Here is a 26772-nt window from a genome sequence, read left to right as displayed (position 1 = left end):
CCTGCAAATTTATGAATTGCATTGGCTCGCCGCGCGGCTGTAATCGGGCCGGCTGAGCTTTCTTCTCTGCTGCGGCAATTTATTGCAGACCGGTTTGCTCCAGACTCCACTTCCACAGCCGTGCGGCCTCCTCCGCATTCCGCGCCCGGGAGGACAGCTCCTGAATCTTCCTCCGGTAATAATACTCTCCGGACACTTCACGCAGCTCAGGCGCGGTTGCCAGCCAGACAGCCGTGTCCGCGCCCTGCTCCGGTGTCAGAAAAAAGTGCGACAGCAGCTTCAGGATTGAGCGTCCGAAGCCTGTCTCGCGGTTAACCCCGAGGCTTGTTCCAACCGCACCCGGATGTACGGCATTAACTGTAACACCAGTTCCCCTCAGGCGTGAAGCCAGCTCCCGGGTGAACAGAATATTGGCCAGCTTGGAACGGGCATAGGCCTTGGCCGGATTGTAGCCGTGCGACAGGGTGTGATCATCCAGATGGAGCTTGCCGATCTTATAAGCGCCTGAGGCAACTACAACAATCCGCCCCTGCTCCGCTGCGGCCAGCCGCTCCAGCAGCAGATTCGTCAACAGGAAATGGCCCAGGTGGTTCACCCCGAAATCCAGCTCGTACCCGTCGGCCGTGAGCTGCCTCTTAATTGAGATGACTCCGGCATTATTGATTAACACATCAAGCACGGGATAGACGGCCTTAAATTCCCCGGCAAAAGCGCGGACGCTCTGGAACGAGGCCAGATCGCACAGCATCAGCTTAATATTATCCGACCCGCTCTGCCGCTTGGCTTCCGCAAGCGCCTCTTCTCCCCGCTTGCGGCTGCGGCAGGCCATAATGACCGCCGCTCCCCGGCGGGCCATTTCAATCGTTGCCGCCAGTCCCATTCCGGAATTGCCTCCGGTGATCAGCACGGTCTTCCCTGACATGAGCGAATCCCCTCTCCCCACGTTGTACCCTGCCGGCTTCAGCCCCGGCCTGGCCTTTTTACAAGCGCATGTTTTAAGATTATGTTACATCATATCGGGGGATTAAGAAAACCCTTAAGCTGACAACCCTGTCTGGAGGCGGGTCCGGGGACCCGCCACGATTTATCCGGTGCTGCTGAAGGATGAGGATGGCCTCACGCTGATCGGTACCGGCATGTCCGGAATAACACACGCCCTCTTGCGGCCCACGGGGAACCCGGGTCACCTGCCTGCAAACCCCAAACGCATTATCCTGACCCCCTCAGGATATCGGCATATCGGCAATCTGCCGCTGCCCGCCGGTAAGCTGCACGGTGTCCGGCTGTTCGAATACCGCGGCGATATGCCGTTCATCACAGGCAGCCCGCCGATGCTGAAAGGTCATATTTTCAGTTCGCTGAAAATGCCCCCTTTAGCGGATTGCACAGATGACGCAGGCGTTTCAGGGGCAGATGCAGGCCTTTCCCGGCCGGCTGACGCAGCTGAACAGCCTGTGCGGGCTGGCAGCGTGGTGCGTGATTCTTACATGCAGTCAAGTCACCAGTCAAGCTACAGCCTAACTTCGATGATCCGAAGTGGAAAAAGGTCACTTAAATCCGGGCCTTCCCGCTTCAAACCGAATCCTAGTGGGAAAAAGTAGACTTAAAGGGGCCGAATCGCTCCAAATATAGACATTTCACTGAAAATAAGTGTACAAAATCCCACTAAAGCTGCTGCGGAAGGGATTTCAGTAATTTTAAGTATACTATTTCCACCTAATCCACTATTCGCTGTATAGTCAATGCTCACTTGGACATCATTTTCCGGATTGAGATTGAGATACATGGTGTGTTCTTGCGGGCCAGACGTTGGCCCGCCGAAGTCTGTATTCTGCGGGGATACCGCCTGCCAATCGCTGACTGCTCTGCGGGGATACCACCTGCCAATCGCTGACTGCTCTGCGGGGATACCACCTGCCAATCCGCCCGCTCTGCACGGATACCACCTGCCAATCCTCCGGCCGCTCTGCGGGGATATGCTGGCAATTGCCGGCCGCTCTGCGCTCCATTCCCATGGGTAACGCGAAGCTTTCCGGGGGTGAAGATTCTATTCAGGCAAAGGTTGGCCGTGTCTGAATGGCTTATCCCTGCACTGGCAGCAGCTGATCCTGCACGCAAGCATAAATCGCCGTCCTCCTATCCTATCGGTACCGCTTCAGCAGGAAGCTCTCCGCTTACTCTACATTCGGCTTCAGCGCAATAAGCCGGTCATCCTCCGCTCCGGGGCTTCCCCTGCCGTCCCGGTTGTTGGTCATCAGATACAGGGTTCCGTCCGGCCCTTCGGCCACATTGCGGATGCGGCCCCACTCCTCATGGAACATGGCTTCTGCCGCAGCTTCACCGTTTCCCGCCCCCAGGGAAACATGCAGCAGCTGTTGTCCGGCCAGATTCGCCACAAGCAGCTCGCCGCTCCATGGCCCCTGGGTAATAAAAGCGATTCCTGACGGGGCCCAGGTCTCCTCTCCGCTGTGCAGCAGCGGAAGCTTCATCCCTGCTCCGTTCCCGGCCCCGGCTTCGTCGCCTTCAATCAGAGGCCAGCCGTAATTCCCCCCGGCCTCAATGATATTGATCTCATCATGGCTGGACTGGCCGTGCTCCGAGCTGTAAAGAATGCCGCTGCCCGGCTGCCAGGCCAGCCCCTGAGGATTGCGGTGGCCCCAGCTGTATACGGGGGAGCCAGGGAACGGGTTGTCCGCCGGGATGGAGCCGTCCGGGGAAATCCGCAGAATTTTGCCGCCCAGGCTGTTCCGGTCCTGTGCCAGCTCCGGCTCATAGCGTTCGCCTGTCGTGATATACAGATAACCGTCAGGTCCGAATTTGATCCGCCCGCCGTTGTGATTGGTGTCTCCCGGGATGCCATCCAGCAGCACTTTATCGATCACCGCCTTGCTGCCGCTGATGCTTAAACGGAGCACCCGATTTTCCACTCCCCCGCTTTCGCTGCGGTATGAATGATACGTATAGGCGAACCCGTTGTCTTCAAAAGCCGGATCAAGCGCAAAGCCCAGCAAGCCGCCCTCTCCCCTGCTTAAAAAGGGTGCAGGGAATTCCAGAAGCGGATTGTCTCTTACTTCGCCGTTCTCGATCACACGCAAGGTACCAGGCCGCTCGGTAAAAAATATCCGTCCATCCGGCGCAAAGTCCATCTCCCAAGGTACATCCAGCCCGGCAGCCAGTGTCTGAGCCGTGTACGGAAAGGAGGAAGAAGAAAATGAAGGCGGCGGATTCCCGGGAGCCGTTCCCTCACCTTCCGATGATTCGCCTGCAGATGCTGCCGCTTCAGGGCCGGCGGATGCTGCAGGTGTTCCCGCAGGGAGCGCTCCCCCGGCATTCAGTCCGGCTTCGCCGCTCTCCGGTCCGGCAGATCCGCCGCAGGCCGTCAGCAGTCCTGCCCATAGAATGCACGTGACGCCCAGCAGCAGTATGCGGTTAGGGCTTTTAGTGAGAAACATGGTCATAACCTCCCGGAATTGAAATGGAAATAATGAGCGGAATGGGATACGGAGTGGAATAGTCAGTAAATCAGCTGGGCAGCCGAAGGAATCCAAACCTTCCACGCAGCAACGCCAGTTCTATCGGTGCAGTAAAGTAAAGTAAGGGAAAATCGCTTCCTGTCAACGGTAATTGTATTTCGCACAGTAAAAAATGGCGTTTGGCCGGTGTTTGGTCATTGGAGGTTTTTGAACTGCAAGGAGTGCAATAAGCTGCGGGGCGGAAGAGAAACCATTTTTTTAGTTGTAAAGAATACAGCCGGGAACAGGATGCGGCTTCGTCAAAAAAAGCAAGGCTCCCTCCGCGCAGCATGCAGGACTCTGCAGTTGGGGCTGCACAAGCCGTAAAACGATGTTGGCACCTATTACCCCGCTCTCTTTTTTCTTAAACCCGCTTTCCCTATTTTCCTGCACGTGCACCATACCGGCTTATGATCTATAATGAGAACGTTGCTTTGTAACGTGAATCCGAAAGGGGAACAACTGAAATGAATGAGGCTCTATCCACTTTGGAGCAGGGAATGGCTGGCGGGGGCCTGGATGCGCTGCTCGTCACCGATCCGAAGCATGTCTATTATTTGACCGGATTTGCCAGCAATCCGCATGAGCGTTTTTTGGGACTGCTGCTGGTCCGCGGCGAAGAGCCCGTACTGATCGTTCCGGCGCTTGATGCAGAAGCGGCTCATGCCGCCTCCTCCGTGACGAAGATTCTGACGCACAGCGATACGGACAATCCGTACGAGCTGCTGAAATCATGCTTGGGAGGCTCTAAGCCCGGAGCTATGGGCATCGAGAAGGAGCATTTCTCTGTAAGCCGCTATGAACAGCTGGCAGAAGCGGTTCCTGCGGATGCCTTCCGTGATATCGGCCAGCTGCTGCGGGCAATGCGCGCCAAAAAAACACCGGAGGAAATCAGCCGCATGAAGCATGCCGCCGAGCTGGTGGAGGAGGTGCTCCGCCGGGGCCTCACTCATGTCAGAGCCGGAGTCAGCGAAATTGAGCTGGTGGCCGAGCTGGACTATCTGATGAAAAAGGTCGGCGCTTCCGGCCCCTCCTTCGATACCATGGTTCTCTCGGGTCCGAATACCGCCCTGCCGCACGGTGTGCCAGGCAGCCGCATCATTCAGCCCGGGGACTTCCTGATGTTCGACCTGGGCGTATATGCCGCCGGCTACGCCTCCGATATTACCCGCACCTTCGCCGTTGAAGAGGCAAATCCCAAGCTGGCAGAGATCTACAACGCCGTGCTGGCGGCCAATGAAGCCGGCATTGCCGCATCCAGGGCCGGAGCAACCTTCGGCTCGGTGGACCGTGCGGCGCGTGAAGTGATCGAAGCCGCCGGCTACGGAGAGTACTTCATGCACCGGGTTGGACACGGCCTGGGCATGGACACGCACGAGTATCCGTCGCTGCACGGGATGAACGGCGATTTCATCGACATCGGCAATGTATTCACAGTGGAGCCGGGCGTTTATGTCGCGGGCCTGGGCGGCGTGCGGATTGAAGACGACGTCTGGATTACGCCGGAAGGCCCGCAGACGCTGACGACCATGCCGAAGGAACTTACTGTGCTGCATTTATAGGCGGCAGCCCAGCCACCACCGATTCACGCAGGCAATGCGCATTCCCGCAGCATTCTGCGTGCAGCACAGCACAGCAAACAAGCAGCAGACCGGCCCCGTGGGGAGCCGGCTGCTGCTTGTTGTGTTTTAAGACAAGGTGGTCCCGCTGGAAGCGCGCCGGTTCTGTGCAGGGCTTCAGGAAACGCTGTGCGCATCTGCCGGAGCTAACATGCCATGAAATTTTAAGTTTTCATGAAACCAGACAATATTCAGCTTTTTTCGCTATATATAAATGGAACTTGAGATATTGCTAATTCGGGTTTTGATCTGCGGAAAGGTTTTGGACTTCCCGCTTTCTGAGGTAACCCCGGTTTACGGCCGAAGTCCAAACCTAAAGGCGGACGCTTCGTTCCTAACCTATATAGCGGGAAATAGGGAACGGCTGCTAAGTGGAAAAAGTAAAACTAATCCGCTGGAATCGGTCTGCCAAACGACTTTAGTGGGATTTTGTACACCTAATTTCAGCCCTGCTGCCCAATATGGCTGCTTTCCGCAGAATTAGTGTTACTTTTTCCCACTAATGTCCTCCACGAGCCCAATAAGTTCAATTAGTTTTACTTTTTCCCACTAAACTGGTTGTCATTTCCCCTAAATTCCCCAAACCACACTTTGTTGTAGAAATACAGAATTTATGCCTTTTACCCGATGAGGCGGCCCTTATAATTATGAGTTCAAGCTATATAGAAGCAAAAAATTCGTCAATTATGCGTAAAATTTCTGAAAATTCTTCAGCAATAAACAAATTTTCACTATTCAACCGGAGGTTAATTCTATAGAATAGTTATCAATCACATTCCCGAACACGATAGCTTCATATATGACCTATACCTGCGGAATATATTGCTGCTTGCCGGGCTCATGAGCATCGGCATGGGATAGAAGGATGCAGTTGAAAGAAAAGGAGAGAACGCAATGTTTAGTTTCAAGAAGTCAATCAGCCGTAAATTCACGTTTTTGTTGTTTGTCGTTCTGTTGCTGTCGTCCGCTTTGTTGAGTATCAGCTTTTATTTTATATCCATCAATACAATTAACAGCTATGTAATGCCGCAGATCAACAAGCTTCTGACCGGGTCAGCCCAGGATATTTATAAAAATATGAATGCGACGCATGCCCAGCGGACCCTCAACAAAAACGATCAGTCACTTTCGACGATTGAATACTATTTCCAGGATAAAAGAAAACAGCATGATGTGGAAACCATCTTTCTGATGAATCTGAAGGAGGGTGAAGCGACCGTACTCGCAGCAGACCGCGGAGCGGAGCTGAAGCAGGACGAGCGCATTGCGGTACAGCCCGCCATGGAGCAAGCCGCCAAGGGAAAAACCGGACTCAGTGAAATTTATACGGACAGTCATGGTATACATAAGACCGCCTATGTCGGCGTTCCCGGCACTACAATGATCGTCGGGGTAAGCTCGGATGTAACTTTTGTACAAGAAAAAAGGTCGAGTATTCTCTGGACAAGTGCCGGGATTACCTTGCTGGTGCTGGTCATCGGACTAAGCTCAGCCATGCTCATGAGCCGCAGAATCACACGTCCAATCGCACAGCTCGCAGCGTACAGCAACAAGCTGGCCGGCGGTGATTTCACCGAGCAGCTGGCAATCAAGGGCAGCGACGAAGTCGGCCAGCTCGCGGAGAGCTTCCGCACCATGAGCGAGCGGCTGAAGGAAATGATTACCCATGTCCTGGATACCTCCAGCGTCGTGGTCACAGATTCGAATGATCTGAAGGAGCGCACCGGCATTCTGAACGGGATGGCCGAGCATTCCTCTCTTTCGGTTGTAGAGATCGGCAAAGGCAGCACAGCTATTGCAAATAGCGCAGAGGATAATTCCCGGGCGATGGACGAGATTAATATCGGCATTCAGCATATCGCCTCAGCGGCCGGTGAGGTTACTGAACAAATCATTGAGGCTTCCGGGGAAGCAACGGGCGGCAATGATATCGCCCAAAGCGCCGTTGAGCAAATGCGCCAGGTTGAACGGGCTTCGGTGAAATCGCTGGAGCAGTTCCGCACCATGAATGAGCGCTCCCTGCAGATCGGAGAGGTTGTCCAGGGAATTACGGAAATCACCAAGCAAATTCAAATGCTCTCATTGAATGCCTCCATTGAAGCAGCACGTGCAGGGGAGCATGGCCGCGGCTTTGCGGTAGTTGCCGGAGAGGTCCGCAAGCTGTCCGAGCAATCGAAGGAATCGAATGAGCAGATCCGCGAATTCCTGCTCAGCCTGCAGGAGGATATGAACCGGTCGGCGGAAGAAATGAATCATGTGAACTCCGAAGTGGCTTCAGGAGCCGGCAAGGTGGCCGAAGCCGGGAATGCTTTTAACCATTTGCTTGTTCTTATTCAGAGCATCAACCACAGCATCCAGTCCGTATCGGCCGCCACACAGCAGATTTCGGCAGGAACCGAGGAGGTCAGCGCCTCCGTGGAAGAAACCGCCCAGATCACATCCAAATCCCGGCAAAATGCCGAGACGCTGGCCCTCAATTCCGACCGCCAGCGCCAGGAGCTGGAAGTCCATGCCCAAACGGTTGAGCATTTGTACCAGCAGGCTGTGAAGCTGCAGGAAGCTGTCCGGCAGTTCAAAATCTAGTCCGGCGCTCAGTGTGACCGTACGTGATAACGCCGCTCCAACAAGAAGAAACGGCTTCTCCGTCCTCTGAAAGAGGCGGCATCCGTTTCTCCAAAAATAGAAGGATAATGGATAGCGTGAAACATATAAATTCTTATATTTCAAGCAGAAACGGGTGCCGTCCTCTTATAGGAAACGGCACCCGTTTTTAAGTGTAACCTTAGAACCCCTGGCCTAGCAACGGGCCGGGATGCGCTTATTCAGGAGAAAGCCATAGCTTGGCGATGCTGACGGACTCCAGTGCGCTTATGTATGGTTATTTACCCAGGTGCTTCCCTGCGGAAAGCAGCCCGTCCTGAGTCCGCAGATTTAGAGCTAAAACTCTGCTTAGTGTCTCGGCGCCCACAGAATGACGGATACGCCGATTACACAAATGGCGGCTCCGGTCCAGTCATAGAGATCCGGTGTTTTTTTGTCGACCAGCCAGCCCCACAGCACGGCCAGGACGATGAACACTCCGCCATAAGCGGCATAGACTCTGCCGAAGGAAGGAAACTTCTGCAGGGTGGGGATAATTCCGTACGCTACGAGAATGAGGGCTCCAGCCAGCCCATACCAGAGCGGCCGCGATTCGCGCAGCCACAGCCATACCAGATATCCTCCGCCAATTTCGGCGAGACCGGCAACGATAAAGAGCAGAACTGCTATAGCCATGGTTACCTCCCTTTTTGAGCTATTCCCATAATCTCATAGACGGCGGCCATGTCAAGGTTCGCACGCACAGCATCCGCCAGTTTGTCGAATTCCTGCTCCCGCAGTGCCGCTGCCGAGAAGGTCTGCGTCAGCGGGGCAAGTCCTTTGGACAGCCTAAGACCGTCAAGCCAGGCTCTGCGCAAGCCGTCGTTATGGAACAATCCGTGCAGATAGGTTCCCCAGACCCGCCCCTCCGGCGTTCCCCAGCCTTCGGGCTGCGGATTCTCTCCCGGCCCCTTCAGTTCGAAAAGGCTTCTAACCGAGGACGGTTCATGGTTTACGGTTGTCCCCATATGGATTTCATACCCCTCAATGGAGAGGGCGGCTGCCGTATCCCGGGCCGGGCTGCCCAGTGGCAGCGGATGATCCTGAGCCAGCACACCGCTGGTGCGGACCGTAGTCTTCTGCTGCCGGAAGGTCGTGGACAGCGGCAAATAGCCGAGGCCGTCCAGCACGCCGGGTTCAGCGCTTTCTACGGCATGGGGATCATACAGCTTCAGCCCCAGCATCTGATACCCTCCGCAGATCCCCGCAAGCTGCCGGGTTCCCTGCTCCAGTGCACCGGCAATAGCTGCCGTGAATCCCTGCTCCCGCAGAAACTCCAGATCGGCGGCTGTATTCTTCGTACCCGGCAGAATGATGGCATCCGGCGTTCCCAGCTCACCGGCGGTATCCACATAACGAACAGCGGTGTCCGGCTCGTCCTCCAATGGATCAAAATCGGTGAAATTGGAAATTCTCGGGTAGCGGATGACGGCGATATCCAGCTCCTTGCCCTGTTCCGTGCGCCGCCCCGGAGTTCCCTCCAGAACCACGGAATCCTCGGCTTCGATCCGCAGGCGCGGCAGAAAAGGCAGCACGCCCAGCACCGGTATGCCTGTCCGCTGCTCCAGCCAATCGAGTCCGGGCTGCAGCAGCGACAGGTCGCCGCGGAATTTATTGATAATGAAGCCTTTGACACGGGCCCGCTCATGCGGCTCCAGCAGCTCCAGAGTGCCGACCAGAAACGCAAACACGCCGCCCCTGTCGATATCGGCAACCAGCAGCACCGGGGCATCCGCCCAGCCCGCCAGATTCATATTGACAATGTCCCTGGCCTTGAGATTAATCTCGGCCGGACTGCCCGCGCCCTCCATCACCACCACATCGTAAGCCGCCCTTAGCCGCCCCAGTGCATCCATCACTGTGTCCCTGGCCTCCGGCAGGAATTTCTCCCGGTATTCGCGCGCGCTCAGTGCTGCATGCGGCACGCCGTGAACCACGATCTGCGCACTCATCTCGCCCGAGGGCTTCAGCAGAATCGGATTCATGTCGGTGGTGGCGGCAATGCCGAACGCTTCGGCCTGCATGCCCTGGGCACGGCCGATTTCCTTGCCGTCCGCAGTGACGTAGGAATTCAGCGCCATGTTCTGCGACTTGAAGGGCGCCGTGCGGAACCCGTCCCGGGTCATGATCCGCCCGATGGCCGCGGCCACGAGGCTCTTGCCGACATCCGAGGCAGTGCCCTGAATCATCAGCACCGCCCCGGGCTGCCGCTTCATTTCTGTTGTTGCCGCTTGCTCTTCCATGCCAAGCCTCCTTGCTGTATTCCTGCTGCCGGAGTCCGGGCGAAGCAGTTGTTAGCCGGGATGGGCGTTACCGTCATGTACGGCCTATCCCGGGGTGTGGCGGCGCTACAGATTATGCTGGAGCAGCACCAGGAGCAGCAGAAGCAGCGCCTCCAGCAGCTCGTTCAGCGCGCCGTACACATCGCCGGTGAGCCCGCCGAGCCGGCTGCTGATCCGCCGCGCCGCAAGCGTGCCGCAGGCCAGCGCCAGGGCCGGCGCAAGGACGGCCGCGGCCAGCAGCTGCGGCCAGGCGGCGCTTCCCGCGCCGAGCGCCAGCGGCGCGGCGGCGGCGGCGAGCGTGAGCAGCGCCGCGAGCAGCCGCGCGCGCCGCTCCTGCCGGGCAGGCAGCCCGCCGAAGCTGGCGGCCAGCCCTTCATTGCCGCGGGCGAGCGGGAAGCGGGCCATGGCCCGCACCATGTACCAGCGGCTCCAGACCGGCGGCAGCAGGAGCAGCGGCAGCTGCGCGTAAGTGCCGCCTTCGATGAAGGCCGCCAGCAGCGAGGCCTTCAGCAGCAGGAGCAGCACGCAGGCCAGCACGCCCATGGCCCCAACGCGGCTGTCCTTCATAATCTCCAGCATCCGCTCCCGCGTGCGGTAGCTGAGCAGTGCGTCGGCGCTGTCCATCCAGCCGTCCAGATGCAGGCCGCCGGTCAGCCCCGCCCACAGGATGAGGGTGATGACGGCGGCAGGCCAGGCGGGCAGCAGCCAGGCCGCGATGCCCGCACTAAGCGCCGCGCTCAGCCCGATGGCTGCGCCAACGAGTGGATAATACACCACGCCGCGATGCAGAAGCTCCCTTGAGAAATCCCCTCCGCCTTTGACCGGGAACCGCGACAGGAACTGAAAAGCGGCGGCGGCATCCTCCCGCGCGCTCACAGCAGGTACTCCCTGCTCTTCAGCTCAACCGGAATTCCGGCAGTAACCAGGAAGACCTGGCTGCTGCCGCGGGCCAGCAGCGCATTCATCCGTCCGGCCAAATCCCGGTACAGCCGGCCAAGCGCATATTCCGGCACAATGCCGTCACCCACTTCATTCGTCACCAGCACCAGCGTGCCTTGAAAGGAAGACACGCTGTGCTCCAGGCGGGCAATTTCCCGTTCCGCCCGCTCTTGTCTGTCCTCCTGATCCTCCACGGCCAGCAGTACATTGGAGAGCCACAGCGTCAGGCAATCCACAAGCACCGCCTTGCCTCCGGAGAGGCGGTCCAGCAGTGCAGGCAGCGCATGCGGCTCCTCCAGCGTCTCCCAGGCGCCGCCGCTTTCTTCGCGTTGCTTGCGGTGCAGGGCAATCCGCGCCTTCATCTCTTCATCGAAGGCTTGTCCGGTAGCCACATATACCGCCTCATCCGCCAGGGAGAGCGTCAGCCGCTCGGCAAAGCCGCTTTTACCGCTGCGCGCCCCGCCGGTTACAAGAATGCTCATTGCCCCTCAGCCCCGGAGACTCCGGCACTTTCGAAGGTGGCCATCTCCGTCATGATGCGGCTGACCGCTTCGATCAGATGCAGGCACAAGACGCCTCCCGTGCCTTCGCCCAGCCGCAGGCCCAGATCCAGCAGCGCTTCCAGTCCCAGAGACTCCAGCATCAGCTTGTGGCCCTGTTCGTTCGAAACATGCGAAGCGATCATATACGCAGCCGATTCAGGCGCAATGGCCTTCGCCGCCAGTGCAGCCGCACCGGAGATGAAGCCGTCAAGAATCACGGGAACGCGGGCGGCAGCCGCTCCAAGAATGAGTCCGGCCAGACCGGCAATCTCAAGTCCGCCTACCTTGGCGAGCACATCCACCGGATCTGCCGGATTGGGGGAATTGATCCGGAGTGCGCGCTCCACCACTTCGATTTTGTGCAGCAGCCGTTCATTGTCGATGCCTGTTCCGCGTCCCGCGGCAACCTCAGGCGGGATGCCTTCCAGTGCGCACAGAACGGCGGCGCTGGCCGTTGTATTGCCGATGCCCATTTCACCGGTAATAAAAATCTCCGTACCGCTCTTCACCGCATCCTGCGCAACACGGACACCGACAAGTATCGCCTCAAGAGCTTCGTCACGGCTCATTGCCGGTCCCGCTGCCATGTTGTCCGTCCCCCGCCGCACTTTGCGGTTAATCAGCTCCGGATGTGCAAGCTCCGCATTGATGCCGATGTCCACGAACTGCACGCTTGCCCCGCCCTGACGGGCCAGCACATTGACCGCCGCTCCCCCGCTGAGGAAATTATAGGCCATCTGCACTGTAACCTCCTGCGGAAAAGCGCTGACTCCCTCGCAGCAGACACCGTGGTCGGCCGCCATTACCACGACCGTACGGGTCTGATAGCCGGGCTGCTCGTTTCCCGAAATGCCGGCCAGACGGACGGCCAGCGCTTCCAGCCTTCCAAGGCTTCCCGGCGGCTTGGTCAGACTGTTCAGGCGCAGCACCGCGCGCAGGGCGGCTTGTTCATCCGGCGGAGCAATCCGCCCCGTGACTTCTTCAATTTCAGTAATCATAATATAGCCTCCTGTTTGTTCTTGATTCAATATGTACCTGTGTTTATCAAGCTTGCCCAGAAGGCCCCCTTCTCCAGAAGAAGGGGGCCTTCCAATGCTGCAACAGCCGTTTCGTTAATTCTCCCTGTTTCTTCCTTTAAGGATTATAGGGGATACCGCCGCATCTTACAATTACATTTTTACCTTCATGAAGCCTTCCATCCGCTCCAGCGCTTCGGTGAGCTTCACCGTGGAAGCCGCATAGGAGCAGCGGATATGGCCTTCACCGCCCGTTCCGAACACATGGCCCGGTACAGCGGCGACCCCCGCTTCCCGCAGCAGGCCCAGCGCAAATTCCTCCGAGGACATTCCCGTATGCGCAATGGAAGGGAAGGCATAAAATGCCCCCTGCGGCTCATGGCAATGAAGCCCGATGGACCTGAGTCCTTCAACAAACAGCGAACGGCGCTGTCTGAAGCATTCCATCATCCTATCTTTGTCACTGAGTCCATGGCGCAGCGATTCAATCGCGGCGATCTGTCCCAGCACCGGCGCGCACATCGCGGTGTACTGATGGATTTTCAGCATCGCAGCCAGCAGCCCGCTGTTCCCGCAGGCATAGCCGACCCGCCAGCCGGTCATGGCAAAGGCTTTGGAGAAGCCGCTGATCACAACCGTCCGCTCCTTCATGCCCGGAAGCGAGGCGATGCTTGCGTGCCTGCTCTCATAAGTCAGCTCGGCATAGATTTCATCCGAGAGCACGACCAGGTTATGTTCTTGCACAATTTGCGCAATGGGTATCCAATCCTCGTAAGACATTACCGCCCCTGTGGGGTTATTCGGAAAGTTCAACATCAGCAGCTTGGAGCGCGGGGTGACCGCCTGGCGCAGCGCCCCGGCCGTAAGCTTGAAGCCCTGCTCCGCAGTGGTCCGGGCCTCTACCAGCGTTCCCCCGTTCAAATAGGCGATGGGCGAATAAGCAATGTAGCCGGGTGAAGGAATGATAACTTCATCGCCCGGAGCGGTAAAGGCGCGCAGCGCCAGATCCAGGGCTTCACTGCTGCCCACCGTTACCAGCACCTCATCGGCCGGATCATACGTCAGGCCAAAGCTCTCCTGCTGGTAGCGGGCAATCTCCTCCCGCAGCTCCGGCAGCCCGGCATTTGGCGTATACATCGTCTGTCCCCGCTCCAGCGCGCGGATGCAGGCAGCTCTGATATGCTCCGGCGCAGCGAAATCCGGTTCCCCTACACCAAGTGATATAATGTCGTTGTTACCCGCACTCAATTCAAAAAAAGCACGGATGCCCGAAGGCGCTATCTCCCGTACGCGCGGAGCAATCCGCTCACTCAGCAGTGCGCTGTTATCCTTCTGCGGGAGCGGCTGGTGCTTATACATAGTTCACAGCCCCCTGCTCCGTTGTCTTTGCCGCCTGGCTTATCCGCACTCTCTGCATCCCCTTCAAGTCCTGTACGGCTTGCACTTTTTGCACATCCTGTGTTTCCCTTGCCCCCTGGCTGCCCTGTACACTCTGCGCTTCTTGCCCTCCATGGCTTCCTTCTGCGCTCCCGGTTCCCGGTATGCCGGATGGTTCTTGTTTCACTCCTGCCTCCGGACCCAGCCCCCGCCGCTCGGCCAGCGAACCGGAAATGATCTCATCCAGCAGCCCGCTGAAGGTATACCCGGCAGCAAGCGCACTTCTCGGCATGAGGCTGGTTTCAGTCATGCCCGGCAGCGTATTGACCTCCAGCACATAAGGAATGCCGTCCTTCACCAGCATATCCACCCGCGCGTATACCGCGCATTTCAATGCCTGATAGCAGGCCAAAGCCGCCGCATGCACCCGTTCCGCAAGCCCCGCAGGCAGCTGGATTACCCGCTCCTCCGCTCCGCCCGGCTCATATTTGGCGCTGTAATCGAACCAGTCGGCCCCCAGTGAACGGATACCGATGATCGGCAGCAGCGTTCCTCCAAGAATAGGGCAGGTGATTTCCTGTCCTTCCGTGTAGCCTTCAACCAGTACCGAACGGTCAGCCGCAAAAGCCTTCTCCACCGCGCTCCGCAGCTCCCGGCTGCTGTTCACCTTCGTCATGCCGAGGCTGGAGCCGCCCGAGTTCGGCTTAACCATTACGGGATACCCGAGGCGCTCCACCGCTTCCGGCTCTAAATCCTCCATCCGGTCCAGGCACAGCCAATCCGGCGTACGGATACCCTTGCTGCGGAGAATGGTCTTGGCGAGATGTTTATCCATACACAGGCTGCTGGAAAGTACGCCGCTGCCGGAATAGGGGATGCCCAGCGTCTCCAGCGTTCCCTGTACTGTGCCATCCTCGCCATAGGCTCCATGGAGCGCAAGCAGCGCGAAGTCCAGGCCTTTTACAGCCTCAATCAGCACTTCCCGCGAAGCAATGGCCAGCGGAACGCCTTCATATTTGCTGCGGTCCAGAGCCTTAAGCATTTCTCTGCCGGTATTCAGCGACACCTCGTATTCGGAGGATACTCCGCCCATAATCACGCCCACCTTTATCATCCCATAACCCCTTTTCATCCCTGTAGTTGCCGTGCAGTCCTGCCGATGATCTCAATTCCTTTGCGGATATCGCCGTCAGCCACCCTGGAGAAGCCCAGCCGCAGCGTGTTGTGCCCTTGCCCATTTGTATAAAAGATATCACCCGCCGTAAAAATAACGCCCTGCTCCCGGCATGCCGCCAGCAGCTCCCGGGTGCTGAAGCCTTCCTCAAATGTTATAAAAAGATGCAAGCCCCCGTCCCCGGTCAGCGCCGCATAGGGAATATGCTCTTTGCAGCAGGCCAGGGTCAGCTCGTATTTGCGCTTGTATTCCGCTCTGGCCCGTTTCAGGTATTTCTCCAGATTTCCGCCGAGCAGGTATTGGTACAGTATTGACTGGTCCAGCGTTGAGGTGTGAATGCTCCGGGCTCTTTTGACACTTTCCAGGTAATAGATCAGCTCCTGATCCGCCAGCACCCAGCCTACCCGCAGTCCGGGAAACAGCACCTTGGAGAAGCTCCCCAGATAGATTACGCTGTTCCCGCCGCGCGCCGCTGCGGTCAGAGGCGCCACGTGGGAGCCTGAATACCGCAGTTCCTCGTTGAACCCGTCCTCGATCACCGGCACCTTGTACTCCGCCATCAGCTTCATCAGCCGCTGCCTTTTCTCGGGGGACATGACAATGCCGGTAGGATTATGATAGGAAGGGATGAAGTAAGCACAATCATATTCACGCGCCTCAAGCGCCCGCTTCAGCTCCCCCAGATGGATGCCGTCCCGCTCCATAGGCACTCCCGCAACCTCAAAGCCGTGCAGCTTCATGTTCTTAATCGCCGTATGATGCGTCGGATTCTCGCAGAGCACCGCCCCGGCTTTACGGCCCAGCGCAGACAGCACCACATCAAAGCCTTCCGTAAACCCGTTCGTAATCAAAATGTCCCTGCCCTGCGTATCTACGCCCTTGTGCTCCATATATTGACGCAAATAGTCTATTAAAGGCTTATACCCCTTGGCATAGCCGTAGTTCAGCAGAACATTGCCCTCCACCGCCATACGCGCAAGAAAGGCCCGCTTCACATTTTCCAGGTCGAACAGGCTCTCATCAGGCGCGATGCTGGTAAAAGAAATCGTCCCCTTCGCCGCGCGTATCCCGCGCTTCATAATATCCAGTTCCTCTGCCAGTCTGGCCCGGCTGCTGAGCCGCGCTTTCCAGTCCACCGTCCAAGCGGAAGCTCCGGGACTGCCGCCGTCAGGGGCTGTGCCTTGTGACACATAGCTTCCCTGGCCCTGCACCGCATACGTGAACCCGTCGTCCGCAAGCGCCTCATAGGCGGAGATGACCGAATTGCGGCTGACCTTAAGCAGCGTGCTGAGCTCGCGTGTGGACGGCAGCTTCTGGCCACCCTGGAGGGCGCCTTTGATTATCAGCTGCTTCATGTAATCTTTGACCTGAATATATACCGGCCGTCCGGCAATGAGCCTGAAATCCTTGAACATGCTTCAATCGCCCCCATAGCTATCATGGCACAGTCCCCGCCGTAAAAAAAGAACCACAGCCCCGGGATTTTCTTCCGGGTGTGGTTCCAACTTGATGTAAGCAGGCCTGGGAGCAAGGAAATCTGCGCTTAAACCGATTAGCTTAAATCGATTAGCTTAAACCGAGAATTTCACCCGGCAGCATCCGGCTCCCTGCTTGTGAGTTTCATGTTGCCTTCCTCGAACGGCGCGCTGAAGCTCTAACTGTAGTCCATACAATTTTTTGCAGCGTTTATTTCAGGGGGCTGAACAGCCTTCCGGTATAGATTATCCCGGCCAAGCCGCTCACTGTGCGGGGAATCGCCATTGCCCTCCTTGAAGCATCAGCCTCACTGTGACCGCAGTGCCTGGCAGAGGCGCAGCTGTGTCACGGAAGCTGGACCTTGCTGCTATCTTCGTCAGCAGCTGGCGGATGACACCGCCATGAGTTACAATCAGCGCGCGCAAATGCGGAGGTTCGCCGCCATTCTCCAGACGGGAAGCCGCTGCCGCCGATTGCAGCAGGCCGGACACAAAACCCTCCACGCGCTCAGTGAATGCAGCCCAGGCTTCACCGCCGGGCGGAGTTACCGCCGCAGGATCATCAATCCAGCGGCGGTAACGCGGATTATGCTGCAGCTGTCCATAGACAAGTCCTTCCCACGCGCCGAAGCTCATCTCGCGCAGGCGGGAATCATGGATAGCCGCCTGCGCGAGATGAGGGGCAATGACCTCCAGGGTCTCGCGGCATCTGCGCAAATCACTGCTGCACACCCGCCAGAAGCCGCCCGCCAGCTCCGGCTGCTTCCGGAGCTTGGCCAATTCCGCCTTAGACTCCGGCAGCAGCGGAAGATCGGTGCTGCCCAGATAGCGGCGTTCCCTATTCCATAAGGTATGTCCGTGACGGATAAGCACCAGTTCAAGCAGAAGTTCAGCTTCGCCTTCAGTCTCAAATGCCAGGGGCTGCTCAAATGCAAGGCCCGGTTTTTCCCTCACATTCCCGGAAGGGCGCTCTTCCTCAGCTTCCTGTTCAGGATCAAATCCCGGATCAGTATGTTCATCTGCCATCTCCGGCTCAGCCTCCAATCCCATGCCACAATAGGGCTGCCGCTGCGCACAAGCAGGCAAACACGGTGGAGGAACACAGCATCAGCCGCGAGGCAAGGATGATGTCCTCCGGCTCCATCGTCCGCAGGGGATCTCCCATGTAGGCGCGGAATGAAGCCACGCCGTGGTAGACATTTTCGCCGCCCAGCCGGATGCCGAGAGCTCCGGCCACCGCCGATTCGGGATAACCGCTGTTCGGGCTGGGATGGCGGCGAGCATCGCGCCGCACAATGCGCCGGCTGCTGCGCCAGTCCAGACGCAGCAGCCGGGCGCACAAGACTAACAGCAGCGCTGTAATCCGCGCCGGGATGTAATTGGCCAGATCATCGAGCCGGGCGGAGGCCCAGCCGAGGTCACGGTATTTGTCATTTTTGTAGCCGACCATGGAATCCAGCGTGTTGACCGCACGGTAAGCCATAGCCAGCGGCGCTCCGCCCAGCAGGGCGAAGAACAGCGGAGAAATGATCGCATCGACGATATTCTCCGCTACGGTCTCTACCGTGCCCCGGACGATATCCGGGCTCTCCAGCTGCGTGGTGTCGCGGCCGACGATCATCCCGAGCGCCTTGCGGGCTGCCGGGACATCCCCCTTGCGCAGCTCCGCATAAACGGCCATCCCGGCATCCTTAAGTCCCTTCGAGGCAATCGTGGTGGAGATCAGCCAGACCTCGGCAGTCCAGGCCAGCCAGGGCGAGAGCCGGGACAGCAGCCAGACCAGCACGGCCGTCAGTACCCAGGCGCCGCCCGCCACCAGCAGCGGGAGCAGAACCCCGGCACGCTTCAGAGCGTGCGGCTGCGAGGCGAAGCGGCGGACCAGCCGCTCAATGGCTGTAATCGCCTTTCCCATGAGCACCACCGGATGGGGCAGACTGCGCGGATCGCCTACGATCCGGTCCAGCACATAGGCTGCAAATAATATTACAGCAAGCGTCATCGGGCTTCACCCGGCAGCGGCATGCGCCTCAAGCGACTCATTGGCTGCCCTTCCCTCGCTGCGATGCCGCGGCTTCGGCCGGGGCTGACATTGAAGCTGGCTGCTCTGGCGCAATGGCCACCGGCTCGGGGTCCTGCCCGGAAGCAAGAGCGCTCGGCTTCACTGGCTGGGCCGCCTTCGCCGAACGGAGACTGGCCGTTACGGCGGCGTATACCAGCCGCCCGATGGCCCCGCCCAGATCGGTGGCGGTTCCGGCGTAAACATGCTCTGCCCCATAGCGTCCGCTCCCGCTTACGGCGAGCAGGACAGCATCCGTAGTTGTGCCGGTTGCAATCAGGCCATTCTCGGGGTCTGTGACCCCGAGATCGGCCAGCGCCGCAGCCTTCGCTTCGGCTGCCGTCATCACGGCATTGACCATCGCGGACGGAGTCAGGCGGCCGTCAATGCCCAGCATGATGTTGATCGTGCCGGGGCGGTAGGCCGCCAGCACGCTCCGCTCTACTCCGGCACGCGCTGCATTGCCGGAGGCTGCGGTGACGCAGCAGAAAATGCCCGCCGAGCCCGTATCCTCCTCCGCAACTGCGGCATGCTCCAGCGGCACCGCCGTCATCAGGCCTGCACAGCCCTCCAGCGGGTAACCCCACTCGCGCAATTTGATCTCCATATCGCGCACCGGATTGCTGCACTCATAATCGCGGCTGACGAACTGGTTGACGGCCCGCTTCAGCCGGACCATTCCTCCTCCGTACACCGCACTCGAAAGTCCCTCCGCCTCAGCCGGGAATTCCAGCAGCAGATGCTCCCGCCTCCATTCAAGCACCAGCCCGGGCCAGACGGCGGAAGAATACAGCTTCTCGCCCGCCTTGAGACTAAAAGGAATTCGCGCCTCACTCATTGTAGATTCCTCTCCCTTCAAACCCGTAATCAACAATCGTCCATAATCTCAGCGGACATCCGCAGCAAGCAGCAATTACAAACGTCTTAAGCAGAAAGCCTCCATCATTCTAAGTGGAATTTGTACCACTAAATCGGGCCATTTGACGTTTCAACATACATATAGCGGGAAAAAGTAAACCTAATCTCGCCATATCTGCCCGTATGTGATGGTTCACCTCAAAATAAGTGTAGAAATTCCCACTAATACTCTGTATAAAAATAATTCAAATTAATTAGTTATACTTATTCCACTTAGCTCCACCGCAAGGAGCGATTAGTCCAACAACATTGAAGAATCTCAACCTGAGCTGCTGTATTTAGAGCCTCTGATCCCCTTGATCACGGGAACTTGCACTCAGAACATCTGCTTCCAGACCACGCGCTACTTTTAACTGCAGCTGCTACGCATGCCTGCTTCTATTTACCTCAACTACATACGCATGCCTTCTTCTATTCATCACAACTGCATACGCATTCTTGCTTCTATTTACCTCAACTACTTCACGTATCTGCTTCCATTCACCGCAACTGCTACGCATGCCTGCTTCCAATCATCACAACTACATACGCTTGACTGCTTCTATTCATCACAGCTGCATACGCATTCTTGCTTCTATTTACCTCAGCTACTTCACGTATCTGCTTCCATTCACCGCAACTGCTGCGCATGCCTGCTTCCAATCACCACAACTACATACGCGTGCCTGCTTCTATTCATCACAACTACATACGCGTGCCTGCTTCTATTCATCACAACTACATACGCATGACTACTTCTATTCATCACAACCACTACGCATACCTGCTTCCAATCACCACAACTACATACGCTTGACTGCTTCTATTCATCACAGCTGCATACGCATTCTTGCTTCTATTTACCTCAGCTACTTCACGTATCTGCTTCCAATCACCGCAACTGCTGCGCATGCCTGCTTCTATTCACCTCAACCACAAACACATCCATTCACTAACACTGCACTTCCCCAGCTATTAAGAGCATTCGCAGCCGCTCAGAACCCGCTTCCACACCTTAACGCTTTACTCATCCCGACCGTTTGCATGCCGGCTCCGTGCCGCTAGACGCCCGCACGCATAATCTCTGCCATCTCCCGGAGGAGGCGGGCGTTGTCCTCCGGGCCTTTGACCGCGACGCGGATATGCCCCGGCGCAAGGCCCGGATACATCGCGCAGCTGCGCACGAGAATGCCGCTGTGCCCCAGCTTCTCCTGCAGGGACGCAGCGCTCCACGGTGCGGGCAGGCCCAGCAGCAGGAAGTTCGCTTCGCCCGGCGGCACCTCGCAGCCGAGCCGCAGCAGACCCTGCCGCAGCGCTTCGCGTTCTGCGGCGATCAGCCCGCGCGTGCGCTCCTCATAGCCGCGCCCGCTGTGCAGGCAGGCTTCCCCGGCCAGCAGTGCCAGGCCGTTCACGCTCCAGGTCACCTGCTTGCCGGTCATGGCCGCGGCAAGCTCCGGAGCTGCGATTGTGTAGCCGAGCCGCAGCCCCGGAATGGCATAGAACTTCGTCATCGAGCGGATCAGCACCGTATGACGGCAGCGTTCAAGCTCCGGCAGCAGCGATTGCCGCCGCTCCCCGGGGATGAAGTCGATGAACGCTTCATCCACCGCCAGCACAGTCCCGCAGCGCTCCGCCTGCTGCGCCAACTGCCTCAGGTCGTCCAGCGCATACTGGACGCCGTTCGGGTTGTTCGGCTGTCCGAGGAACAGCAGATCCACCCGCTCCAGCAGCCCGGCAATCTGCAAGGTGCCGGCCCGGTATCCCTGCTCCTTCGTCCCCTGAACGGACAAGACTTCCGCACCGAACTGCCCGGCAAGCTGCCGGTATTCAGAGAAGCAAGGCTCAATGATGCCCACTGTGCGCGGCTTCACCGCCAGCAGCAGCAGCGCCATCGACTCCGCCGCACCGTTGCCCACTGTTATCCGCTCGCGGGTAACCCCCAGACTCTCTGCCAGCAGAGACTTAAGCCTGCGGTGCCCCGGATCAGGGTACGCCGTCACGGCAGATACCGAATTCCGCAGCAGGTCCAGGACACCGGGCGGCGGACCAAGGGGGTTGATATTGGCGCTGAAATCAAGAAAAGCGCCGCCGCTGCCGTACAACTCCGCCGCTGTCAGCAGGTCGCCGCCGTGGCCGTATTTTTCAAGCATGCCTACACTCCTTTTTAACCTGTCAAGGATAGCTGAATATGACTCATTGACCCCATTATTGCCCCATTGCCGGAACTGCGTCAATGATTGAGTTCCCCATACCGCAAAACACCGGCGCTTGCTGCAGGCAAGCTTTGCCCTTGCAACCATCTGCCCTTTTGTACAAACTGCGCTTTTGGTTTAAAATAGCTACAGCAGTTAATCATGCCCAAGCGGAGGAATTCACTATGCTTTTTATCAATAACACCGGAATTACAGACGCATCGATCAATCTCGCGATTGAAGAATTTGCCCTGAAGAATCTGCCGATGGACGACAGCTATCTGCTCTTTTATATCAACAGCCCGTCCATTATCATCGGCAAGCATCAGAATACCATTGAAGAGATCAACCAGGAATACGTGAAGGACAACAATATTCAGGTCGTGCGTCGGCTATCCGGCGGCGGGGCGGTCTATCACGATCTCGGGAATCTCAACTTCAGCTTCATTACCAAGGATGACGGGCAGTCTTTTCACAACTTCCTGAAATTCACCCAGCCGGTCATCGACTATTTGCAGTCCATGGGGGTTAATGCCGAGCTGAGCGGACGCAATGATCTCCAGGTCGGTGAGCAAAAAATCTCCGGGAATGCCCAGTTCTCCACGCGCGGACGCATGTTCAGCCACGGCACCCTGATGTTCGACCTCAATCTGGACGATGTGCAGGCTTCGCTGAATGTGAACCCGGAAAAATTCAAATCCAAGAGCACCAAATCCGTGCGCAGCCGGGTTGCGAACATCAAGGGCCTGCTCGGCGCCGACATAACGATTGAGGAATTCCGCGACGGCCTGCTGCGTTCCATCTTCGGCATGGAGCCCTCCGAGGTTCCGCAGTACAAGCTGACGATGGACGACTGGGTGCGGATCAATGAGATCTCCAAGGAGCATTACCAGAATTGGGATTGGAACTACGGCCTGTCGCCGAAAAGCAATGTGAAGCATACCCGCAAATTCCCCGCAGGGCTTGTCGACATCCGTATGGATATTGAAGATTCCTACATTAAGGATATCAAAATCTATGGCGACTTCTTCGGCGTCGGCGATGTGGCGGACGTCGAGAACGCACTGCGCGGCAAGCGTTATGAAGAGGCGGAGGTTCGGCAGGCTCTGGCCGGGCTGGACCTGGAGCATTATTTCGGCCGCATTGAGCCGGAGGACTTCATCGGTCTGATTTTTCTGGAGGAATAGCTAAGCATACCGCAGCTTTGACCTAAAACAACCGCCAGCCGCTCTCTATCCCGGAGAGGGCTGTTTTTTTATACAACACCGGTCCTCCAGGCTCTGGAAGGCTTCCGCTTGCGGTACAGCATCAAGCCTATTCCAAAGTATATTTTTAAGCCATACACAAGTGGAAACGGCTGCGCCGTCCTTGACCGGGCAGCGCAGCTGTTTGCATTTCAGGTGTAAGGCTGGCTGCTGAAGCCAGGCGGGAAGCCAAGTGGAAAAGGTCACTTCATCTCCCCGCATCCCCTTTTTCGCAACCGTTAGTGCGAAAAAGAATACCTAATCGATCCGTTTCACCCCTCCCCCTTACAGAGGAATACGCCTACATTAAGATGTACTTGAACCATTCATCCAAAGGGCAGCCATTTTAGTGGGAAAAAGGATAACTAATCCACCGCATTCGGAGACTGGATCGTCCCTAGTGGGAAAAAGTACAACTAATTCGGCTGAAATCAGCCCTATGGGGGGAGCGGGCCTCCATTAGGTGTACAAAATCCCACTAAAGCCCGTTAAAGCCAAAATTTCAGCCTATTAGTGTTACTTTTTCCACTTCGCTTTCGTTCCCTATGAATCTCCTTGCGTTCCTTCAGCTTGTTCAGGTTCTCCGGTTCCATTCCTATACATTAAGTTTCTTTATTGTGCTTTTTAAAGATTACAGAACCGCCTCCCGCTTAAACAGCGGAGCGGTCGGACGGACCCGCGGAACAGCGGCCGCGGCCGCCCGGGTCTCCGGATTTTCACCGCTAAGGGGAATGAAATAAATCTGGAGAGCACAGCGGAAAGCCTTCCCAGAAGGGGCCTCACTCTTCTCAGGAGGTGAGCACAAATACATACACAACGAGCGCCAGTGTGAGCACGATGCAGAATTTCTCCACCGCGCTGCCCTTCTTCGTGCCGGTGCTCATCAGCTTCAGGCGAAGCTTGAAGGGCAGCGGCGGCAGCGGGGTGATCCCGCGCTGGGTCAAGGAATCGGCCAGCAGATGCAGCGCGTAGGACAGGCCGCCGGCAATCCACAGGCTGCCGCCGTCATCCATGCCGAGCGAGGCGAAATAGAGCAATGCCCCCCAGCCTGCCACGCCGTACAGCGTATGCGTCACCCCGCGGTGCGGGACAACGGAGGAGATGACAAGCACACAGGCGGCGATGTAATTCCACGGATCGTAAGCATCCGCGAGGGCAAACAGTCCTATAGCGATCAGCAGCATCACCAGATGCCGCAGCCTTCTTCCCGGAAGGAATGAGACGCTGCCGACCAGCACAGCCAGAACGATATTCCAGGGAGGGGCAGCGATTCCGGCAAAATACAGATAGATGGCTGCCCCGATCAGAGCCAACTGCAGAATGCGCAGCAGAAATTCCGGCACGGCTTTGCGCACCAGCAGCGAATTCGGCTCATCGATATCGGGCAGCAAGGCGCTGAGCCCGGCGACGGCAGCCGCCGGAAGCGTAATTTCATGGCCGAGCAGGCTCATGACGGATAGGGTAACCCCGGTGCTGATGATTAAATGGGATTTGCCCATCATGGTGCTCCCGCTCCTTTCTAAGATGTAGGGGCATGCTCATATCCAAAATAGGAACAAGTGTGCGGTTATCGAAGTATACCAAGCACCGCCTTTTTTGTCCAGCTCATCTCTATTTTGGATTCCGCAGTCTATGCCCTCCTTGCCTCTTAAGCAGTTCTGTCTTGTCCTTCCCCCTGTTTTAAGATACAATTTGGACAACTTAATTTGAAACTGTCGTGTCAGGAAAGGATGACCTCTGTGAATCGTTCCCGAATCGCCGATCTTAGTCTGCTGCTGGTGGCGATGATGTGGGGATGTACGTTTCTGATTGTGCAAAGCGCGGTTAAGGTGCTGCCGCCGCTCGCTTTTAACAGCATCCGTTTCACCGGTGCCGCCCTGCTGCTGGCGCTGATCACCGCCGTGTTTTACCGCCGGGAATGGAGGCTGCTGAGCTGGCGCATGGTAAGGCACGCTTTGCTGCTGGGCCTTTTTCTGTTTATGGGCTATGGCTTCCAGACTATGGGACTGCTCTACACCACCACATCCAACACCGGATTTATTACCGGACTGTCGGTGGTGCTCGTCCCGTTCCTGTCGCTGGCGCTGCTTAAAACGGCCATCTCACGGTATACCTGGTTCAGCGCGGGTCTCGCGGCGGCAGGCCTCTACCTGCTCACCTTCACCGGCTCCGCGCTGTCCCTGAACAAGGGTGACGCACTGGTATTGCTCTGTGCTGTCGCCTTTGCACTGCAGATCGCATATACCGGCGTATATGCTCCGCGTTATCCGGTGCTGCCGCTGGCTGCGCTGCAGCTCGCCTTAGTCGGGCTGCTCAGCACCCTTGCTTCCCTCCTTGTAGAGGGGCCTGCCCCGCTTGCGCACAGCGGGGCACTGATCCTGAAGCCGGAAGTGCTCTGGGCGCTGCTCGTATCCATCGGCCCGACCAGCGCCTTTGCCTTCTGGATTCAGACCGCCTGCCAGAAATACACCACACCATCCCGGGTGGCGATTATTTTTGCCACCGAACCGGTATTCGCCGCTGTTACCGGCCTTGTCTTCGGAGGGGAGTCGCTGGGCCTGTCTGCAATACTGGGCTGTCTGTGCATTCTTGCGGCAATGCTGACAGCCGAGCTTAGTCCCGGGCCTGCCCCTGCGGCTCAGGAGAATGAAGCAGCGCCCGGCACTGTGAATGAAATTGACCAAAGAACGGGCGGATGAACAGCATTGTTTGCAGCGCCTTGCATCTGCCCTCTATTTCTTCAACAGACGCGGGCTTCCCCGCGTTCCCGGCTTATCCAGAGAAAAAGCCATGCTCCCGCATAGGCTCAACAAATTTTTAGGAGAGAACCTACATGTACAAATTGATTGCAATCGATATTGACGACACTCTGATTAATGATGACAAGGAAGTTACCCCGGCCACGCAAACCGCGCTGGAGCAGGCTGTAGCCGCTGGCGTTGTGGTTACCCTGGCTACCGGACGCGCTTATGCTTCCGCCCAGGCCATCGCCCGTCAGACCGGATTGAATGTGCCGATCATCACCTACCAGGGCGCACTTGTGAAGAACCTGATGGATGAAAAAGTGCTCTATGAGCGTTATGTGCCTCAGGATGCCGTGCGCAAGCTGTTCAGCTACTGCGTGGAGCATGACCTCCACCTGCAGACTTACATTGATGACAAGCTGTACGCCCGCGAAGAGAATCAGAAGCTGATCGACTACTCCACACTTAACAGAACGAAATATTATATCGAGCCGGATTGGGAGAAGCTTGTCCCGCAAAAAACACCAAAAATGCTGATCATCGACGATCCCGCCTTCCTGGATGAGCTGTCGCCCATTCTGCGCGGGCTTCTGGGCGATTCCGTGCACATCACAAAGTCCAAGCCGCATTTCCTGGAAATCATGCACCATGAAGGCACCAAGGGACTGGCCCTTGAGTTCCTGGCGGCGCACTTCGGCTGCGAGCTGTCCGAAACCATCGCGGTTGGAGACTCCTGGAACGACCATGAAATGCTGGAAGCCGCCGGCCTTGGGGTAGCCATGGCTAACGCAATCCCGGCGCTGAAGGACATTGCCGACTTCGTCACGCTGAGCAACAATGAAGACGGCGTGAAATACGCCATTGATAAATTCATCCTGCACACTGCTGAACAGGAAGCGTAAGCTTGTTCTCCAGACAAGCGGTACCGGCTTAGCCTTCCATTGAAGGGAGCCAGCGCTTCCGAAGCGGCGATGCAGAGTATCGCTTTCAGGTCTATTTAGCCCATATAAGCAGCCCTGCACTCATAAATACTGCACTGGCTATGTGCGCTTGCACACTTAGC

The 26772-nt window shown here is 57.4% G+C and carries 20 protein-coding genes and 1 pseudogene; 5 read left to right on the top strand and 16 right to left on the bottom strand.

The features are described from left to right. Nucleotides 1-79 precede the first annotated feature (79 nt). The 3 genes from HYD27_RS19235 to HYD27_RS19230 form a co-directional block, all read right to left on the bottom strand. Complete coding sequence (locus HYD27_RS19235; protein ID WP_219217844.1) at nt 80-922, bottom strand: SDR family oxidoreductase; 843 nt, start codon at nt 920-922, stop codon at nt 80-82. Between the two features lie 301 nt (nt 923-1223). Beyond that, nucleotides 1224-1346 carry a hypothetical protein gene (locus tag HYD27_RS32440; RefSeq protein WP_255596484.1) on the bottom strand — a complete coding sequence of 41 codons (123 nt, stop codon included), beginning with the start codon at nt 1344-1346 and terminating at the stop codon, nt 1224-1226. 828 nt (nt 1347-2174) lie between these two features. Continuing rightward, nucleotides 2175-3452, bottom strand: coding sequence for a PQQ-dependent sugar dehydrogenase (locus tag HYD27_RS19230; protein ID WP_219217843.1), 1278 nt, complete (start codon nt 3450-3452; stop codon nt 2175-2177). A gap of 527 nt (nt 3453-3979) precedes the next feature. Between HYD27_RS19230 and HYD27_RS19225 the strand changes: the two genes are divergently transcribed. Both HYD27_RS19225 and HYD27_RS19220 read left to right on the top strand, forming a co-directional pair. Then, nucleotides 3980-5074, top strand: coding sequence for a M24 family metallopeptidase (locus HYD27_RS19225; RefSeq protein ID WP_219217842.1), 1095 nt, complete (start codon nt 3980-3982; stop codon nt 5072-5074). A gap of 951 nt (nt 5075-6025) precedes the next feature. Next, nucleotides 6026-7714 carry a methyl-accepting chemotaxis protein gene (locus HYD27_RS19220; protein WP_219217841.1) on the top strand — a complete coding sequence of 563 codons (1689 nt, stop codon included), beginning with the start codon at nt 6026-6028 and terminating at the stop codon, nt 7712-7714. 366 nt (nt 7715-8080) lie between these two features. Here HYD27_RS19220 and HYD27_RS19215 read toward each other — a convergent pair whose 3' ends face one another. The 12 genes and pseudogenes from HYD27_RS19215 to HYD27_RS19160 form a co-directional block, all read right to left on the bottom strand. Next, entirely contained in the window at nt 8081-8407 is a 327-nt protein-coding gene (locus tag HYD27_RS19215; protein WP_219217840.1) for a YnfA family protein, read from the bottom strand. A gap of 2 nt (nt 8408-8409) precedes the next feature. Then, the gene (locus HYD27_RS19210; protein ID WP_219217839.1) at nt 8410-10014 is read right to left on the bottom strand and encodes a cobyric acid synthase; all 1605 of its coding nucleotides are present in this window, start codon (nt 10012-10014) and stop codon (nt 8410-8412) included. A gap of 105 nt (nt 10015-10119) precedes the next feature. Next, complete coding sequence (gene cobS / locus HYD27_RS19205; RefSeq protein ID WP_219217837.1) at nt 10120-10929, bottom strand: adenosylcobinamide-GDP ribazoletransferase; 810 nt, start codon at nt 10927-10929, stop codon at nt 10120-10122. Next, complete coding sequence (gene cobU, locus HYD27_RS19200; protein WP_219217835.1) at nt 10926-11474, bottom strand: bifunctional adenosylcobinamide kinase/adenosylcobinamide-phosphate guanylyltransferase; 549 nt, start codon at nt 11472-11474, stop codon at nt 10926-10928. The genes cobS and cobU overlap by 4 nt, the downstream gene beginning before the upstream one ends. Next, nucleotides 11471-12532, bottom strand: a complete 1062-nt coding sequence (cobT, locus tag HYD27_RS19195) for a nicotinate-nucleotide--dimethylbenzimidazole phosphoribosyltransferase (RefSeq protein ID WP_219217833.1) — start codon at nt 12530-12532, stop codon at nt 11471-11473. The genes cobU and cobT overlap by 4 nt, the downstream gene beginning before the upstream one ends. A 171-nt stretch (nt 12533-12703) precedes the next feature. Continuing rightward, entirely contained in the window at nt 12704-13909 is a 1206-nt protein-coding gene (locus tag HYD27_RS19190) for an aminotransferase class I/II-fold pyridoxal phosphate-dependent enzyme (protein ID WP_219217830.1), read from the bottom strand. Between the two features lie 226 nt (nt 13910-14135). After that, nucleotides 14136-15041: pseudogene (locus tag HYD27_RS19185) on the bottom strand (D-alanine--D-alanine ligase); the annotation flags it as partial. Nucleotides 15042-15055: 14 nt separating this feature from the next. Beyond that, entirely contained in the window at nt 15056-16516 is a 1461-nt protein-coding gene (pdxR, locus tag HYD27_RS19180) for a MocR-like pyridoxine biosynthesis transcription factor PdxR (protein WP_219217828.1), read from the bottom strand. Nucleotides 16517-16840: 324 nt separating this feature from the next. Beyond that, nucleotides 16841-17602 (bottom strand): histidine phosphatase family protein, encoded by a 762-nt coding sequence (locus tag HYD27_RS19175; RefSeq protein ID WP_219217827.1) that lies wholly within the window; start codon nt 17600-17602, stop codon nt 16841-16843. Nucleotides 17603-17609: 7 nt separating this feature from the next. Continuing rightward, a complete protein-coding gene (gene cbiB, locus HYD27_RS19170; RefSeq protein ID WP_219217826.1) occupies nt 17610-18575 on the bottom strand; it encodes an adenosylcobinamide-phosphate synthase CbiB in 966 nt (321 codons plus the stop codon). A gap of 37 nt (nt 18576-18612) precedes the next feature. Next, nucleotides 18613-19470, bottom strand: coding sequence for an adenosylcobinamide amidohydrolase (locus HYD27_RS19165; protein WP_219217825.1), 858 nt, complete (start codon nt 19468-19470; stop codon nt 18613-18615). Between the two features lie 1120 nt (nt 19471-20590). Then, the gene (locus HYD27_RS19160; RefSeq protein ID WP_219217824.1) at nt 20591-21679 is read right to left on the bottom strand and encodes a pyridoxal phosphate-dependent aminotransferase; all 1089 of its coding nucleotides are present in this window, start codon (nt 21677-21679) and stop codon (nt 20591-20593) included. Between the two features lie 227 nt (nt 21680-21906). Here HYD27_RS19160 and lplA point away from each other — a divergent pair, with 227 nt between their 5' ends. Beyond that, on the top strand, nt 21907-22908 hold the full coding sequence (gene lplA / locus HYD27_RS19155) for a lipoate--protein ligase (protein ID WP_219217823.1): 1002 nt from the start codon (nt 21907-21909) through the stop codon (nt 22906-22908). Between the two features lie 845 nt (nt 22909-23753). Here lplA and HYD27_RS19150 read toward each other — a convergent pair. Next, nucleotides 23754-24467: a metal-dependent hydrolase gene (locus HYD27_RS19150; protein WP_219217822.1), complete on the bottom strand. Its 714-nt coding sequence runs from the start codon at nt 24465-24467 to the stop codon at nt 23754-23756. 237 nt (nt 24468-24704) lie between these two features. Between HYD27_RS19150 and HYD27_RS19145 the strand changes: the two genes are divergently transcribed. Together HYD27_RS19145 and HYD27_RS19140 are read left to right on the top strand one after the other, a co-directional pair. After that, nucleotides 24705-25664 (top strand): DMT family transporter, encoded by a 960-nt coding sequence (locus HYD27_RS19145; protein WP_219217821.1) that lies wholly within the window; start codon nt 24705-24707, stop codon nt 25662-25664. Between the two features lie 134 nt (nt 25665-25798). After that, a complete protein-coding gene (locus HYD27_RS19140) occupies nt 25799-26611 on the top strand; it encodes a Cof-type HAD-IIB family hydrolase (protein WP_219217820.1) in 813 nt (270 codons plus the stop codon). Nucleotides 26612-26772 lie beyond the last annotated feature (161 nt).

It is taken from the genome of Paenibacillus sp. S150, assembly GCF_019352175.1.
In the GTDB taxonomy this organism is placed as follows: Bacteria; Bacillota; Bacilli; order Paenibacillales; family Paenibacillaceae; genus Paenibacillus_AQ.
The sequence above is the reverse complement of the archived record's forward strand: the minus strand, read 5'-3'. Positions and strand labels throughout refer to the sequence as shown.

Excerpts from the sequence above, each read along its gene's own strand:
- HYD27_RS19190 (WP_219217830.1), bottom strand. The coding sequence starts at position 13,909 with ATGTATAAGCACCAGCCGCTCCCGCAGAAGGATAACAGCGCACTGCTG.
- cobU (WP_219217835.1), bottom strand. The coding sequence starts at position 11,474 with ATGAGCATTCTTGTAACCGGCGGGGCGCGCAGCGGTAAAAGCGGCTTT.
- lplA (WP_219217823.1), top strand. The coding sequence starts at position 21,907 with ATGCTTTTTATCAATAACACCGGAATTACAGACGCATCGATCAATCTC.
- HYD27_RS19225 (WP_219217842.1), top strand. The coding sequence starts at position 3,980 with ATGAATGAGGCTCTATCCACTTTGGAGCAGGGAATGGCTGGCGGGGGC.
- HYD27_RS19150 (WP_219217822.1), bottom strand. The coding sequence starts at position 24,467 with ATGATGGGCAAATCCCATTTAATCATCAGCACCGGGGTTACCCTATCC.
- HYD27_RS19235 (WP_219217844.1), bottom strand. The coding sequence starts at position 922 with ATGTCAGGGAAGACCGTGCTGATCACCGGAGGCAATTCCGGAATGGGA.
- HYD27_RS32440 (WP_255596484.1), bottom strand. The coding sequence starts at position 1,346 with ATGACCTTTCAGCATCGGCGGGCTGCCTGTGATGAACGGCATATCGCC.
- cbiB (WP_219217826.1), bottom strand. The coding sequence starts at position 18,575 with ATGACGCTTGCTGTAATATTATTTGCAGCCTATGTGCTGGACCGGATC.
- HYD27_RS19165 (WP_219217825.1), bottom strand. The coding sequence starts at position 19,470 with ATGAGTGAGGCGCGAATTCCTTTTAGTCTCAAGGCGGGCGAGAAGCTG.
- HYD27_RS19140 (WP_219217820.1), top strand. The coding sequence starts at position 25,799 with ATGTACAAATTGATTGCAATCGATATTGACGACACTCTGATTAATGAT.
- HYD27_RS19215 (WP_219217840.1), bottom strand. The coding sequence starts at position 8,407 with ATGGCTATAGCAGTTCTGCTCTTTATCGTTGCCGGTCTCGCCGAAATT.
- HYD27_RS19160 (WP_219217824.1), bottom strand. The coding sequence starts at position 21,679 with ATGCTTGAAAAATACGGCCACGGCGGCGACCTGCTGACAGCGGCGGAG.
- HYD27_RS19175 (WP_219217827.1), bottom strand. The coding sequence starts at position 17,602 with ATGGCAGATGAACATACTGATCCGGGATTTGATCCTGAACAGGAAGCT.
- HYD27_RS19220 (WP_219217841.1), top strand. The coding sequence starts at position 6,026 with ATGTTTAGTTTCAAGAAGTCAATCAGCCGTAAATTCACGTTTTTGTTG.
- HYD27_RS19230 (WP_219217843.1), bottom strand. The coding sequence starts at position 3,452 with ATGTTTCTCACTAAAAGCCCTAACCGCATACTGCTGCTGGGCGTCACG.
- pdxR (WP_219217828.1), bottom strand. The coding sequence starts at position 16,516 with ATGTTCAAGGATTTCAGGCTCATTGCCGGACGGCCGGTATATATTCAG.
- cobT (WP_219217833.1), bottom strand. The coding sequence starts at position 12,532 with ATGATTACTGAAATTGAAGAAGTCACGGGGCGGATTGCTCCGCCGGAT.
- HYD27_RS19210 (WP_219217839.1), bottom strand. The coding sequence starts at position 10,014 with ATGGAAGAGCAAGCGGCAACAACAGAAATGAAGCGGCAGCCCGGGGCG.